Below are 14121 nucleotides of genomic sequence, written 5' to 3'. Positions count from 1 at the left end.
AAGTCTCAACTTTTCCACCTCCTGGTGACGCGCCTTGATCTCGCGGCTCACGCCTCCGCCAGAACCCGATGATGACTGGTGGGTTCGACCTGAAATCTCAATCCGGCTCCAAATCAAAGAGAGAGAGCATTATGGCGTCCGAAACCATTTTCAGCAGCAGCATCAATCGGTTAAAGGAGAAAAATGACTTGGCCTAGCCCGCACGCTCGATGCGGATAACCTGCGGCTTGTCTGTGAGGTGGCCGTCCTTGGTGATGCCGTCGACAGCCTTGCGCACCGCTGCTTCCGTCGTCTCGTGGGTGACCAGGATCACCGTCTTTTGCGCGTCCGTCTCGCCGCTGACGGCATGCTGGACGATCGATTCCAGCGAAATGTCGTTGTCCGCCATGCGCTTGGCGATCGCGGCGAAGACGCCGATGCGGTCGTGCACGGTCAGCCGGATGAAATAGCCGCCGGCATGGCTGCGCATCTGCGCCTTCTTGTAGGGGCGCAGTTCCTTGGCCGGCAGGCCGAACACCGGACCGTGCTGGAAGCCCGGCCGGCTCTTTGCGATGTCGGCGATATCGCCGACCACGGCGGACGCGGTGGCGTTGCCGCCGGCGCCCGGGCCGGAGAGCAGCAGTTCGCCCAGAATGTCGGTTTCGATGGCCACCGCATTGGTAACGCCATGCACCTGTGCGATCACCGACGCGGTCGGCACCATGGTCGGGTGCACACGCTGCTCGATGCCGCTGTCGGTGCGCTGCGCGACGCCGAGCAATTTTATCCGGTAGCCAAGGTCGCCCGCGGCGCGGATATCGGCCTGGCTGATATTGGAAATGCCTTCCATGTAGATGTCGTTGGCGGCGATCCTGGTGCCGAAGGCCAGGCTGGTCAGGATCGACAATTTATGCGCCGTGTCATGGCCCTCGATATCGAAAGTCGGATCGGCTTCGGCGTAGCCCAGCCGTTGCGCGTCCTTCAGGCACTCGTCGAAGGAGATGCCCTCGGCCTCCATGCGGGTCAGGATGTAGTTGCAGGTGCCGTTGAGGATGCCGAAAACGCGAGTGACCGAATTGCCGGCCATCGCCTCGCGCATCGTCTTGATGACCGGGATGCCGCCGGCAACTGCCGCCTCGTAGTTGAGCAGCACGCCCTTCTTCTCGGCGATTTCGGCAAGCGCCACGCCGTGCTTGGCCAACAGCGCCTTGTTGGCGGTGACGACATGACGTCCGGCTTCAAGTGCTGCCTTGACCGACGCGCGCGCTGCCCCTTCGTCGCCGCCGATCAGTTCGACGAAGACGTCGATATCGGCGGCCTGCGCCATCTTGATCGGATCGTCGAACCATTTGGCGGCGCTGAGGTCGACGCCGCGGTCGCGCTTGGGATCGCGCGCGGAAACGGTCGTGACGATGACATCGCGTCCGCACTGGCGCGTCAGCTCCGCTGCCTTGTCGCGCAGCACTCGCGCCACCGAGGCGCCAACCGTACCCAGACCCGCAATTCCAACACGCAACGCTTCAGCCATGCCCGGCGACGCCCCTCAAAAAATCTGCTCGAATAAGATGTGCGGCGACTTTAGCGATGCGCGGCGAGCGGCACCACATTGTTCGGCTGCTTGGCGCTGGACGCCAGGAAGCGCTTGATGTTGCGCGCCGCCTGCCGGATCCGGTGCTCGTTTTCGACCAGAGCGATGCGGACGTGATCGTCGCCATGCTCGCCAAAGCCGATGCCCGGCGCAACCGCGACGTCGGCGTGCTCGATCAGGAGCTTGGAAAACTCAAGCGAGCCGAGATGCTTGAACGGCTCCGGGATCGGCGCCCAGGCGAACATCGAGGCAGCCGGTGCCGGAATGGTCCAGCCGGCGCGGCTGAAGGCGTCTACCATGACGTCGCGGCGCTTTAAATAGACCTCGCGCACTTCGGCGATGTCGGCGCCGTCGCCATTCAGCGCATGCGCCGCCGCCACCTGGATCGGCGTGAAGGCGCCGTAATCGAGATAGGACTTCACCCGCGTCAACGCCGAGATCAGCCGCTCGTTGCCGACGGCAAAGCCCATGCGCCAGCCGGGCATGGAGAAGGTCTTCGACATCGATGTGAACTCGACGCAGACATCGATGGCGCCCGGCACTTGCAGCACCGAAGGCGGCGGATTGCCGTCGAAATAGATCTCCGAATAGGCAAGGTCCGACAGGATGATGATGTCGTTCTTCTTGGCGAAGGCGACCACGTCCTTGTAGAAATCGAGCAAGGCGACCAGCGCCGTCGGGTTCGACGGATAGTTGAGGATCAATGCCAGTGGCTTCGGGATCGAATGACGGACACCGCGCTCGAGCGCCGGGATGAAGCCGTCATCCGGCTCGACCTGCAGCGAACGGATGACGCCGCCCGACATGATGAAGCCGAAAGCATGGATCGGATAGGTCGGGTTGGGGCACAGGATCACGTCGCCCGGCGCGGTGATCGCCTGCGCCATATTGGCGAAGCCTTCCTTCGAACCGAGCGTCGCCACCACCTGCGTGTCGGGATTGAGCTTCACGCCGAAACGGCGCTGATAATAGGCGGCCTGGGCGCGGCGCAGACCTGGGATGCCGCGCGAGGAGGAATAGCGATGCGTGCGCGGATCGCGCACCACTTCGCACAATTTGTCGACGATCGCCTTCGGCGTCGGCAGGTCCGGATTGCCCATGCCAAGGTCGATAATGTCGGCGCCGCGCGAACGGGCGCTGGCCTTCAGCCGGTTGACCTGCTCGAACACGTAGGGCGGAAGCCGGCGGACCTTGTGAAATTCTTCCATGTCAGTTCCAGACGATTTAAGATTGGCTTTAGCACAGTTGGCTTGGCTAGGCGCCTTTGGCAAAGACCGCTTTCGGCGCGCGATATAGCCTTATTTGCAGGTAGGGTCGAGGGCGGGATCGCATTTGGCTTCGATCTGCTTCAGCGTGTCCTTGCCATGGTTCTTCGCCAGCGAATTCAGCGCCGCCGGGCTGGTGGACGGGGCACCGCCGCCGCCCTTGGCCACTTGCCCCTGCTGTTCGCCCTTCAACTGGGCAAGCTTGGCCTGCGTCTCCTCAGGGGTGAGCTGCTTTGCCGCCACCTGCGGTGGGATGTTGAGATTGGGATAAGAGCCGGTGTCCTGCGCGCCCTGGGTCAGGCCGACATTCATCCCGTTGCCGGTGTTGGCGCTCGTGCAGCCACTTGCCGCCAGCAGCCCTGGCGTCAGACAGGCGATTGCAACCGCGACGCGGCAAAAGCGGCCTGCCCCCGAAAAAATGGTCTTGCCGGTGTTAATCGTCATATTGTTTTCCTGGCAGCCGGGGTACAGCGCATTGGACCCGGTCAGATGTCCCATGATAATATGTCAAGAAAACGCCTCGGGAGGAACCCCGCGAGCCATGTCCAAAACACCTGATTCGAGCAAAGCGGAAGATGATCAATCTTCGACCGTCGAGCAATATCTGGTGAAAGACCCGGAACGCTTCGCGTTGAACATGGCGCGTATGGTCGAACAGGCCGGCAAAGCCGCCTCGGCCTGGGCCGAGCCGCGCGAAAAAGGCGAGGTGCGCGATCATGTCGCCGAACCCGTGGTCGACATGGTCAAAACCTTTTCCAAGCTCAGCGAATATTGGCTGGCCGACCCGCAACGCGCGCTGGAAGCGCAGACGCGACTGTTCGCCGGCTACATGACGGTCTGGGGCAACGCCATCCAGAAGGTTAGCCCGAATGCCGAAGCGCCGGACGATGCGGTCAAGCCCGAGCGCGGCGACAAGCGTTTTCAAGACCCCGAATGGGGTCGCAACGCTTTCTTCGATTTCCTCAAACAGGCCTATCTCGTCACCTCGCGCTGGGCGGCCGACCTGGTCGAGCACGCCGAAGGCCTCGACGACCACACCCGCCACAAGGCGAGCTTCTACGTCAAGCAGGTGTCCAATGCCATCTCGCCGTCGAACTTCATCCTGACCAATCCGGAGCTGTTTCGAGAAACCGTCGCCTCGAATGGCGAAAACCTGGTGCGCGGCATGAAGATGCTGGCCGAAGACATCGCCGCCGGCAAGGGCGACCTGAAGCTGAGACAAGCTGACTATTCGCCCTTCGAGATCGGCAAGAACGTCGCGACATCTCCCGGCAAGGTGGTCGGGCGCAGCGATGTCGCCGAAATCATCCAGTACGATCCGACGACGGAGACGGTGCTCAAGCGCCCGCTGCTGATCTGCCCGCCCTGGATCAACAAGTTCTACATCCTCGATCTCAACCCGCAAAAGTCCTTCATCCGCTGGGCGATCAAGCAAGGCCATACCGTGTTCGTCATCTCCTGGATCAATCCCGACGAGCGGCACGGCGCCAAGGGCTGGGAAGCTTACATACGGGAAGGCCTGCAATACGGCCTCGACATGATCGAGAAGGCGACCGGCGAGAAAGAGGTCAACGCCATCGGCTATTGCGTCGGCGGCACGCTGCTGGCGGCCGCACTCGCACTGCTGGCACAGGAAGGCGACAACCGCATCAAATCGGCGACCTTCTTCACCACGCAGGTCGACTTCACCCATGCCGGCGACCTGAAAGTCTTCGTCGATGAGGACCAGGTGGCAGCGGTCGAGAAATCGATGAACGAAAAGGGCTACCTCGACGGCACCAAGATGGCGACCGCCTTCAACATGCTGCGCTCGGGCGACCTGATCTGGCCTTATGTCATCAACAATTACATGCGCGGCAAGGATCCCCTGCCCTTCGACCTGCTCTACTGGAACGCCGATTCCACCCGCATGGCGGCTGCAAACCACTCCTTCTACCTGCGCAACTGTTATCTCGAGAACAATCTGACTCGTGGCGTGATGGAACTCGCCGGCCGCACTGTGTCGCTGGCCGACGTCACCATCCCGGTTTACAACCTGGCGTCGAAGGAAGATCACATCGCGCCGGCCCTTTCGGTGTTTCTCGGCTCGCAATATTTCGGCGGCGACGTCGAGTTTGTGATGGCTGGTTCCGGCCACATTGCCGGTGTGGTCAACCCGCCGGCAGCCAAGAAATACCAGTACTGGACCGGCGGCAAACCGACAGGCGATTTTGGCCAGTGGCTCGCCTCGGCGGTGGAGCATCCCGGCTCCTGGTGGACGCACTGGCAGCACTGGATTGAAACCCAGGACGACACCCTCGTTCCGGCCCGGAAACCGGGCAAGCATATGAAAACCCTGGGTGATGCCCCCGGCACCTATGTGAAGGTGCGCGTGTAACGGCCGGCACCTTTTGCAGGTGCCTGTGTGTAACGGAATGTAATGTCTGGTGAGTTGACGAGCCGGCAAAACGGGGCGAAATGGTGTCGTCAACCTTCAAGAAGCCTCAATTGGCCTCCAACGAGCAAATAATTCAGAGGCTTGCAGAATTGACACAAGTCTCGTTTCCGGTTTGGGAACACAAGGTTATTGGATGTGAACGTTTCGACGCCGCACCAATAGCAGGCCGACCGGACACCGAGGGGGAATTTAGTTTTGAAATCAGCAGGATCGCGTCTCGCGGGGAGAGAAGGTCGCACTATAGCGGCAGCGCTTTTCTCCGTGCTTCTGGCGTCCTGCACCTCCGCTGGCGACCCCACAATGTCCGTCGGCATGCCTGGCTACAACGCGACCGCTTCTGACATCGCCGCGGCTTCCGGCGCCAGCCCTGCGGCGCCGGGCGATTCGACCGTGCAGGTCACATCCACCGGGCCGCAGATGATGATGACGGCAGCGGGCGATGCGACACTGCCCGAGCAGGTCGCCTATGTGCCGGTGGCCAAGCCCGGCACCGGCTTCCCGGTCAATGTTCCCGCCGGCTCCGAAACCATTGTCGGCCAGACGCCGCAGTCGCTGCAGCAGTCAGCACAGACCGCGGCCGCAACGGACGCCGTGGCGCAGAAGATCGCCGCCGCCGATGCCGGCGTGACCGCACCGAAAGCGACGGCAGCGGCACCCGCGACCAACGAGGTCTACGTGACCGCCGCGCCCCAGCAGATCGACACGCCGAAGAAGGGCTTCCTGGCCTCACTGTTCAGCACCACGCCAACCTCCGCGGCACCTGCTCCGCTGGTCAACTCGCGCTCGGGCGAACAGCCTGCGGTTGCTTCCCAGAAGGCCGTCCCGGCAAAGCCGATCATCACGCTAGCGTCAGCCAATTCCGCCGACAAGCCCTTGCAGCTTGCCTCGCTTGGCAACGAGAGCAACCACATCACCGGCAGCGATGCCTTGCCCGGGGTGCGCCAGACGGCGCTGTTCGAGATCAAGCGCAAATCCGGCCTCGACGACGAAAGCGACGTCGACCTGAACGAGGACGAGGGTTCGGGCGGCGCCTATCAGGTGGCCTCCGCCGCCGGCCTCGCCCGGCTGGCGCCCAATGGCCTGTTGAAGCAAAACGAGAGCGTCGACGTCGCCTGCCTGAAGCCGTCGCTGGTGCGTGTGCTGAAGACCATCGAAGGCCATTACGGCCGCAAGATGATGGTCACATCAGGCTACCGCGACCCGGCCCGCAACCGGCGCGCCAACGGCGCCAAGAATTCGCTGCACATGTATTGCGCCGCCGCCGACATCCAGGTTCCCGGCGTCTCCAAATGGGAACTGGCGAGCTACATCCGAACCATGCCCGGCCGCGGCGGCGTCGGCACCTACTGCCATACCGAATCCGTTCACGTCGACGTCGGCCCCGAGCGCGACTGGAATTGGCGCTGCCGCCGGCGGGGTTAGCATCCCCATTCGGCAAACGGGCCGAGGGGCCGTTAGCAGCCTGCCGTTTTTCCCGATTAGCTATCAGCGACGTTCGAGATTAGCCGAGGCACCCGCGACTTCGTCATCCTATGGCGAAGCAAGGCGCGCAGCGACGCAGCGCAGACCATAGGATGACGACTGCGCGGGGCGTTCAGGCTAATCTCCAAAGATGTGCAATGACGCGAGGGCAGAAAACCTGGGCTGGCTCACCAAACTGGCCGTTTTCGCCCCTCTTGAAAAAAGTTTTGGCATCTGGCGGCTGATGGGTTGCCGGTTGGCAACAACGCAATTATAAGCCGCTTCGTCTGAGCGCGCCCATCGTCTAGCGGTTAGGACACCGCCCTTTCACGGCGGTAACAGGGGTTCGATTCCCCTTGGGCGTACCAGATCTTTCAGGAAAACAGGAAGCCTCGCGGCAGCCGCCGAACTAGCAGCGGCTGGAAGGGTGGCGCGGCGCATCGGTTGAAACGGCGAACAGCGGCTGCCGTGCCGAGGTTTCCCTCGGCGCCTGCTCGCGGCAATCTCCGGCCACTCACCCCTGGTCGTGCGCTACCTGCGGCCAGCGCTGTAACGCCGCGTGGCCACCCTCGGTCAGCGCGTAGACGCCGCGCTCGGCCCTGGCGAACCAGCCATAGACATTGTCCAATAGGATGCTGGGCGCGCGCGGCGAAATCGCTTTCAGATCGCGCGGGCGTTTCGGCCCATCGGTCATGGCTGCGGCGCAGGCCAGCGCATCCTGCCGGTAGGCGGTCATGATCGGGGCGCGCGAGCCACCGCCGACCACCGGATCGCCGCGCCGGCGACGGTGTTCCTCCATCAGCCGCGAGCGCCGCTTTGGATCGCGACGCGGCGGCAGAGCGGCCGGGCTGAGCAGCAATTCGACCTCCCCCTTGCCGCTGACAGCCAGAAGCCCGAAGCCGAGCCGCCGGCACAGCGCGCGAAAACGGCGGTCGTGCTCGCGGCCCTTGCCACGCGCCGACATGCGCGCGGCCAGCCACACTTCGTCGCATGCCGCGGCGCGATCGACACCTTGCAGCACCAGTTCGAGGTTGAACTGCAATTTCAGTTCGCAGATGACCAGCACAGGCGGCTCGCCGTCGCGCACCGCCACGATATCGCAGTGCCCGACTTCGCCCTTGACCGTGAATTCCAGGCTCTCGAGAAACCGCTTCACCGGGATGTAGAGAGACGTTTCCTGCATCGCGCAGGCATAGCCGATTCGGATCGGGTCGGCACAGGGATCGCCGAGAGGCCGACGCCTTGCGCTAAGCCGCCTTGAGACCCACTGTTTGCAAAGGCGGCCGTCAGGCAGGTCTCCGGCATGATAGTCCCGCCATAGCGCTCGACGATTTCCTTGGCGATGACCGACGTCGCCAGGGCCGAGCGCGACCAGTATTTCATCGCCTGTCTCGCGTTCAACAAGGCGCTCGCCGTGGCTGGGACGGCACAATCGACAGCGTAAGACCCGAGATACGTCGACGCCAAGACCGGTCCACGGTTGGCCACACAATGATGAGCGCGTGTGTTTTGAGGCTAGGGGCGGGTGCGCGTCCGGCGCTGCCCTGGTGCGGCATCGTCCGCCTTGAAATGCATCTCGTCCTGGACCGCGGCGAAAAACCGGCGGACATCGTTGGCCGCCGAAGCCGCATCGCAGCCGGCCGCGACCGCCTTGTCGAGGAGTTCGCGCGCCGTGGCCTTCCAGAACGACGTGGCCGTGTCGCCGTGCAGTCTGCCCAGCCTTGCGGCGACCTCGCGCACCAGCACGGTCTGCCGATCTAGCGGGAAGGTACGCACATTGGCTGAAGACATGTTCTGCACCATGAAACCGACGCAACGAATCAGACGCTGCTCTATGGCTCATGCCTAGCTGTGAAGTCGGAAACGGAACCTTAACGCCGCGGAGTCCGCGCCGATTGGAACGAGTCGGTTGGCCGGCCTCCAGGCCAAGCAGAACTCTAGACCCTCAGGCCCCTCGCCTCGCCGGCGCGCTTGGCCGTAACCATCATGTCCCTGGCCAGTAGGCCACTGACCCGGCAAAACGCCATGAAGGCGCGCCATGCGTCCTCAGTCCTGACCACATCCACCGTGGCCCCGAAACAGGCATTGAACGCCGCTTCATAGACCTTGCCCTGTCGCTTCGTTGGCCAGTCATGCAGGATATCCAGCGCCTGTTCGACGCTGTATATTTCCTCTACCGGCAGCCCGGGCGCGGGCGCGATGCGCACCGGCACCTCGAATTGCAATCTGTCCATTCTATATCTCCCGAACTGGCGTCGACCACAGCAACGCCGTTCGTCGTCAAAAGTTGCTTTGGCTGCTTTTGCGCGAAAATGTGTCGTCAGTGCGATCTCGGCATTCGGAGGAGATCGCGCACTGGATGTCATCTGAGCGGCCGCGCAAGCCAGGAATATCGCCAGTATCAGTCCATTGCCGGCAGTTCTTCCTTGAACCTTGCGGCTTGCAGTGCCAAATCTGGGGAAATTTTCTAACGGGCTGATATGCGCCGCCCGCTTACAGGCAAACGGACACTATGGTCACCTATCTCGACGCCGCCACGGCACCCCTCAGGAACACCGGCCAGATCCGCCTCTACGGCGAAGAAGGATTTGCCGGCATGCGCAAGGCCTGCGATCTCACCGCGCGCTGCCTTGATGAACTGGTGCCGATGGTCCAGCCGGGTGTCACCACCGAGACCATCGACCGTTTCGTCTTCGAATTCGGCATGGACCAAGGCGCGCTACCGGCGACGCTCAACTACCGCGGCTACACCAAATCGTCCTGCACCTCGATCAACCACGTCGTCTGCCACGGCATTCCAGACAACAAGCCGTTGAAGGATGGCGACATCGTCAACATCGACGTCACCTACATCCTCGACGGCTGGCACGGCGATTCCTCGCGCATGTATCCCGTCGGCACCATCAAGCGCGCCGCCGAACGCCTGCTTGAAGTCACTCATGAGTGCCTGATGCGCGGAATCGCGGCGGTCCGGCCCGGCGCCCGCACCGGCGCCATCGGCGCCGCCATCCAGACCTATGCCGAGGCAGAGCGCTGCTCGGTGGTGCGCGATTTCTGCGGCCACGGCGTTGGCCAGCTGTTCCACGACGCACCCAACATCCTGCACTATGGCACCGCCTCGGAAGGCGTCGAGATGCGGCCGGGCATGATCTTCACCATCGAGCCCATGATCAATCTTGGCCGGCCGCATGTGAAAGTGCTGTCGGACGGCTGGACGGCGGTGACGCGCGACCGCTCGCTGTCGGCGCAGTACGAACACACGATCGGCGTCACCGAAACTGGCTGCGAGATTTTCACCCTGTCGCCAAACAAGCTCGACCGCCCCGGCCTGCCGCCGGTCAGCTGAAAACAAGATCGCCTCAAGCCGCAGCTTTGAGGCGCCGTCGCCGAAAAAACTCGACCGCGCGCTGCTTACCGCTCTAATCTGCCGTCGAAGCCTCGGGGAGTGAGGGGGATGGATGGGGAACAGCGGTGACGACGAACGGGGGTTCTTCTCCGAGCGGTGGCTTGAACCACCGGCGAAGGACAAGGCACCAAGAGACAAATCGGCGGAGAAGCCACACTATCACGGCCATCGCGACCGTTTGCGCGAGCGCTTCGTTGCCGGCGGCGCGGACGCCCTGCCCGACTACGAACTTCTCGAACTGCTGCTGTTTCGCCTGATCCCGCGCGTCGACACCAAGCCGATCGCCAAGGCGCTTTTGGCGCGCTTCGGCACTTTTGGCGAAGTGCTTGGCGCACCGGTGGCGCTGCTGCAGGAGGTGAAGGGCATCGGCCCCGCCGTGGCGGTCGACCTGAAGGTGATTGCCGCTGCCGCGCAGCGCATGGCGCGGACCGAGGTTCGCGACCGCGAGGTGCTGTCCAACTGGACGCAGCTTCTTGCGTACTGCCGCTCGGCGATGGCGTTCGAGAACCGCGAACAGTTCCGCATCTTGTTTCTCGACAAGAAGAACGTGCTGATCGCCGACGAGGTACAGCAGGTCGGCACCGTGGACCACACGCCGGTCTATCCGCGCGAAGTGATCAAGCGCGCGCTGGAACTGTCGGCCAGCGCCGTCATCCTGGTGCATAATCACCCATCAGGCGATCCGACACCATCGCGTGCGGACATCGAAATGACCAAGCAGATCATCGACAGCGCCAAGCCGCTCGGCATCGCCGTCCACGACCACATCATCATCGGCAAGAAAGGCAATGCCTCGATGAAGGGCCTGCTGCTGATCTGAGCCCGACGCTCGCCGGCGCCGTCAACCCAAACGCCACCGCTCGCGAGCCAATCAGCAACATTCCGCTTTGGCTCAAATGCCCACGGTTGCGGTGTAGAAGTGATATTGCGACGGAAGCGCCCGCTTCGGCGACAATGTGGTAGACCCGCGAATACGAAGCAGCCAGTTCCCGACAGCCATTGCAGGAGATCTATTCAATGACGCTCGAATGCATAAATCCAAATGACCTGCCGATTCCGGAAATGTACTCCCAGGTCGTCGTTGCGACAGGAAGCAAGCTGGTGTTCGTCTCGGGCCAGCAGCCAGAAGACATACACGGCAAGCTCGTTGGCCATGGTGATTTCGCAGTCCAGGCGCGCCTGGCGTTCGGGAATCTCGGCCGAGCGCTTGCTGCCGCCGGCGCTCGGCCCGAGCAAGTCTGCAAGATCACGATCTACATCGTCGATTACAAACGCGACGAACACGTGCCGATCATCGAAGCGGCCCAGATCGAGCTGCTCGGCGATCACAAGCCGGCAAACGTAGTGGTCGGGATAGCGGTGATGTCTCCCGGCTACCTGATAGAGATCGATGCGATCGCGGTCATCGAGCCGTAGGCCAAGCGAGGACGCGTCAAGTCGCCCAAACAAATCCCGGAACTCGCTGCGAGATTGCCACGACCTTGATCTCTCCATCCATCCACGATCACATCGTCATCGGCAGGAATTGCGATGTCTCGATGAAGAGCCTGCTGCTCACCTGATCAACGTCGGAAACAGGAAACACGCAATGCCCCAGCCCGGCGACGAACCATGGCCGTTCGACAAGCCACGCGCAGCCCTCCTGGTCATCGACATGCAAAGCGACTTCGTCGATGAGGGCGCCGTCATGGAAGTGGCCATGGCCCGCCATCGCATTCCGGCGATGCGGCAGGTGGTCGAGCTTTGCCGCGCGCAAGGCGTCCCGGTGATCTACACCCAGCATGTGCTCAGCGACCATTTCGATATCTCGCCGCTGGAACCAGCTATCAGCCGAAGCTGAAAACCAAAGGCATGCGGGAAGGCAGCGCCGGCGCCGAAATTGTCGCCGCGCTTGCGCCCTTGCCTGGGGATGTCGTCATCAAAAAGCACCGCTACGATGCCTTCCACAACACGCAGCTCGAGACCGTGTTGCGCAACATCCGTGGCGCAGGCCGGGTCGACACGGTGATCATCATCGGCACCGTGACCAGCATCTGCTGCGAATCCACCGCGCGGAGCGCCTTCATGCGCGACTACAAGGTGGCTTTCATCAGCGACGCCAATGGCGGACTGGACGAGGCATCGCACAATGCAACCCTCGACATCATAGGCAAGGTGTTCGGGCGCGTGATGACGGTTGCCGAGCTTGGGAACCTGTTGCGGAGCTGAGCCCGCGCGTCAGCTGGCGTGCGTCTCAAGCTCCGGCGACGAGCCTGCCCTCAAGAAAGTCGCGCCGCTGCTGCAATTCGCCGGAGACGAATTTGGTGAAGGCGTGGACGCGCGCCGTGCGGCGCAAATCGTCGTGCACCAGCACCCACAGCGCCGAGCCGATCTCCTCGATCAGCCCTCCGACCCTTACAAGCCCGGGCAGGCTGTCGCCGAGATAACAGGGCAGCGCCGCAACCCCGATTCCGGCGCCCGCCGCATACGACATCGTCACCAGGGAATCGGCGCGCATGGCGATCTCGACATCGGGCAGCGACGACCGCATCCAGCGGGCGACGCCGGTGTTGGCTAGGCTGTCGTCGGGCGCGATCCAGCGCAGCGCACCCAATCTCGGCTCCGGGGGTAGCGTTTCGGCATAGGAACGTGTCGCGTAGGCGGCGAAGGCGACGCCCGAAATGCGCCGGCCGACCAGGATTTCCTGCGGTTGCGACACCGGCCTGATCGCCACGTCTGCATCCCTTTGCGTCAGGTTGGCGATGGAATTCTGCGTCATCGCCTCGACCCGTATGCCGGGATGGAGCTTATGAAACGCCGCCAGGATCGGCGGCAGCACCGACGCCATCAGCGTATCGGTGGTGGTGACCCGCAACCTGCCTTCGAACCTGAGATCCTGCCCCGACAGTTTGCGCGCCAGTTCATTGACCGTCTCGGCCATTGTGCGTGCCGCGCCCAGCAGTTCCTCGCCGCCCGCGGTGAGGGCATAGCCAGTCGGCAGCCGATCGAAAAGGCGGATACCCAGCCGCGCCTCGAAGGCGTTGACGCGCCGCAGCACAGTCGTGTGGTTCACGCCCAGGATCCGAGCCGCCGCCGCCAGCGAAGCGCCATCGGCGACGGCCAGCACCATGCGCAGATCTTCCCAGTCGATATCGCGTGAGCTGTGCATTCTTGCAGAAAGATAAAAGAAAGCGCTGCGCTCTGCGAGTCAAAATCACGCTTCGCTGTGCAAAAACGCAGAGCAAGCGGGCGAATCGGCATGTCGATCTGCGCATGCACGCACGCCATATGGAGTCCGACGACAAAAGAAACAGTCGCGGAGAAGAGCCATGACGCCGATAGAACTCTACACCTGCCAGACACCCAACGGGCACAAGGCCTCGATCATGCTGGAAGAGGTCGGCCTGCCCTACTCGGTCCGCTTGGTCGACATCGAAAGGGGCCACCAGACCAAGCCTGATTTCCTGGCGCTCAATCCCAACAACAAGATCCCGGTGATCGTCGACCGGGACGCCGGCCGCACGGTCTTCGAATCCGGCGCCATCCTACACTACCTGGCGCGACGGTCGGGCAAGCTTCAGCCGGTGGGCGCGCAGGAGGCGGACGATACGCTGACCTGGACCTTGTTCCAGGCGGCCCATGTCGGCCCGACGCTTGGCCAATTGTGGAATTACAAAATCTTCGCGCCGGAAAAAATCCCTTACGTGATCGAGCGTTTTGAGCGCGAAACCGGACGTGTCTTCCGCGTTCTCGATAGCCGGCTAAAGCACCATGAGCACATTGTCGGCAAAAGCTACGGCATCGCCGATGTGATGACATGGCCATGGATCAACGCGGCCGTCACCAGGCTCGGCCTCAGCCTCGATGACGCGCCAGACCTGGCGCGTTGGTATGCCGCCATAGGCCGACGCTCCGCAGTTGTCAGAGGCATTGCCGTTCCCGCCCTGCCCGAAGCATCGGCTGCCGCTTAGATCATGATGAGATTTGGTTGAAATCTCATCATGAC

General features: G+C 62.7%; 15 protein-coding genes and 1 tRNA gene. 9 read left to right on the top strand and 7 right to left on the bottom strand.

Going from position 1 to position 14121, the window contains the following annotated elements:
* Window positions 1-193: 193 nt before the first annotated feature.
* The 3 genes from NLY42_RS19485 to NLY42_RS19475 form a co-directional block, all read right to left on the bottom strand.
* The gene (locus NLY42_RS19485) at window positions 194-1507 is read right to left on the bottom strand and encodes a homoserine dehydrogenase (protein ID WP_023753343.1); all 1314 of its coding nucleotides are present in this window, start codon (window positions 1505-1507) and stop codon (window positions 194-196) included.
* A gap of 50 nt (window positions 1508-1557) precedes the next feature.
* The gene (locus NLY42_RS19480) at window positions 1558-2775 is read right to left on the bottom strand and encodes an LL-diaminopimelate aminotransferase (protein ID WP_023753344.1); all 1218 of its coding nucleotides are present in this window, start codon (window positions 2773-2775) and stop codon (window positions 1558-1560) included.
* 90 nt (window positions 2776-2865) lie between these two features.
* Window positions 2866-3276: a hypothetical protein gene (locus NLY42_RS19475; RefSeq protein ID WP_023753345.1), complete on the bottom strand. Its 411-nt coding sequence runs from the start codon at window positions 3274-3276 to the stop codon at window positions 2866-2868.
* 97 nt (window positions 3277-3373) lie between these two features.
* On the opposite strand from NLY42_RS19475, the gene phaC reads away from it, so the two are divergent.
* The 3 genes from phaC (at window position 3374) to NLY42_RS19460 (ending at window position 7098) form a co-directional block, all read left to right on the top strand.
* On the top strand, window positions 3374-5209 hold the full coding sequence (phaC, locus tag NLY42_RS19470; protein WP_023753346.1) for a class I poly(R)-hydroxyalkanoic acid synthase: 1836 nt from the start codon (window positions 3374-3376) through the stop codon (window positions 5207-5209).
* A gap of 360 nt (window positions 5210-5569) precedes the next feature.
* Window positions 5570-6691 (top strand): D-Ala-D-Ala carboxypeptidase family metallohydrolase, encoded by a 1122-nt coding sequence (locus NLY42_RS19465; RefSeq protein WP_245259993.1) that lies wholly within the window; start codon window positions 5570-5572, stop codon window positions 6689-6691.
* 332 nt (window positions 6692-7023) lie between these two features.
* Window positions 7024-7098, top strand: a tRNA-Glu gene (locus NLY42_RS19460).
* Between the two features lie 146 nt (window positions 7099-7244).
* Here the strand turns inward: NLY42_RS19460 and NLY42_RS19455 are convergent.
* From NLY42_RS19455 to NLY42_RS19445, 3 genes are all read right to left on the bottom strand, one after another.
* The gene (locus tag NLY42_RS19455) at window positions 7245-7913 is read right to left on the bottom strand and encodes a DUF2161 domain-containing phosphodiesterase (RefSeq protein ID WP_023705981.1); all 669 of its coding nucleotides are present in this window, start codon (window positions 7911-7913) and stop codon (window positions 7245-7247) included.
* Between the two features lie 332 nt (window positions 7914-8245).
* Complete coding sequence (locus NLY42_RS19450; RefSeq protein WP_023681621.1) at window positions 8246-8521, bottom strand: DUF6074 family protein; 276 nt, start codon at window positions 8519-8521, stop codon at window positions 8246-8248.
* Between the two features lie 146 nt (window positions 8522-8667).
* Window positions 8668-8964, bottom strand: a complete 297-nt coding sequence (locus tag NLY42_RS19445; RefSeq protein WP_023753347.1) for a DUF982 domain-containing protein — start codon at window positions 8962-8964, stop codon at window positions 8668-8670.
* Between the two features lie 278 nt (window positions 8965-9242).
* Here NLY42_RS19445 and map point away from each other — a divergent pair, with 278 nt between their 5' ends.
* From map to NLY42_RS19420, 5 genes are all read left to right on the top strand, one after another.
* Complete coding sequence (gene map / locus NLY42_RS19440; protein WP_023681623.1) at window positions 9243-10076, top strand: type I methionyl aminopeptidase; 834 nt, start codon at window positions 9243-9245, stop codon at window positions 10074-10076.
* A gap of 112 nt (window positions 10077-10188) precedes the next feature.
* A complete protein-coding gene (gene radC / locus NLY42_RS19435; RefSeq protein WP_023753348.1) occupies window positions 10189-10956 on the top strand; it encodes a RadC family protein in 768 nt (255 codons plus the stop codon).
* A gap of 197 nt (window positions 10957-11153) precedes the next feature.
* The gene (locus tag NLY42_RS19430; protein WP_023753349.1) at window positions 11154-11552 is read left to right on the top strand and encodes a RidA family protein; all 399 of its coding nucleotides are present in this window, start codon (window positions 11154-11156) and stop codon (window positions 11550-11552) included.
* Window positions 11553-11724: 172 nt separating this feature from the next.
* Window positions 11725-11976, top strand: a complete 252-nt coding sequence (locus tag NLY42_RS19425) for an isochorismatase family protein (protein ID WP_023729888.1) — start codon at window positions 11725-11727, stop codon at window positions 11974-11976.
* An 11-nt stretch (window positions 11977-11987) separates the two neighbouring features.
* The gene (locus NLY42_RS19420; protein WP_023753350.1) at window positions 11988-12344 is read left to right on the top strand and encodes a cysteine hydrolase family protein; all 357 of its coding nucleotides are present in this window, start codon (window positions 11988-11990) and stop codon (window positions 12342-12344) included.
* Between the two features lie 25 nt (window positions 12345-12369).
* Here NLY42_RS19420 and NLY42_RS19415 read toward each other — a convergent pair whose 3' ends face one another.
* Entirely contained in the window at window positions 12370-13284 is a 915-nt protein-coding gene (locus NLY42_RS19415) for a LysR family transcriptional regulator (protein ID WP_023753351.1), read from the bottom strand.
* Window positions 13285-13444: 160 nt separating this feature from the next.
* Here NLY42_RS19415 and NLY42_RS19410 point away from each other — a divergent pair, with 160 nt between their 5' ends.
* Window positions 13445-14086 carry a glutathione S-transferase family protein gene (locus NLY42_RS19410; protein WP_031244504.1) on the top strand — a complete coding sequence of 214 codons (642 nt, stop codon included), beginning with the start codon at window positions 13445-13447 and terminating at the stop codon, window positions 14084-14086.
* Window positions 14087-14121: the final 35 nt, after the last annotated feature.

The organism is Mesorhizobium sp. C372A (assembly GCF_030323245.1).
Classification (GTDB): domain Bacteria; phylum Pseudomonadota; class Alphaproteobacteria; order Rhizobiales; family Rhizobiaceae; genus Mesorhizobium.
The sequence above is the reverse complement of the archived record's forward strand: the minus strand, read 5'-3'. Positions and strand labels throughout refer to the sequence as shown.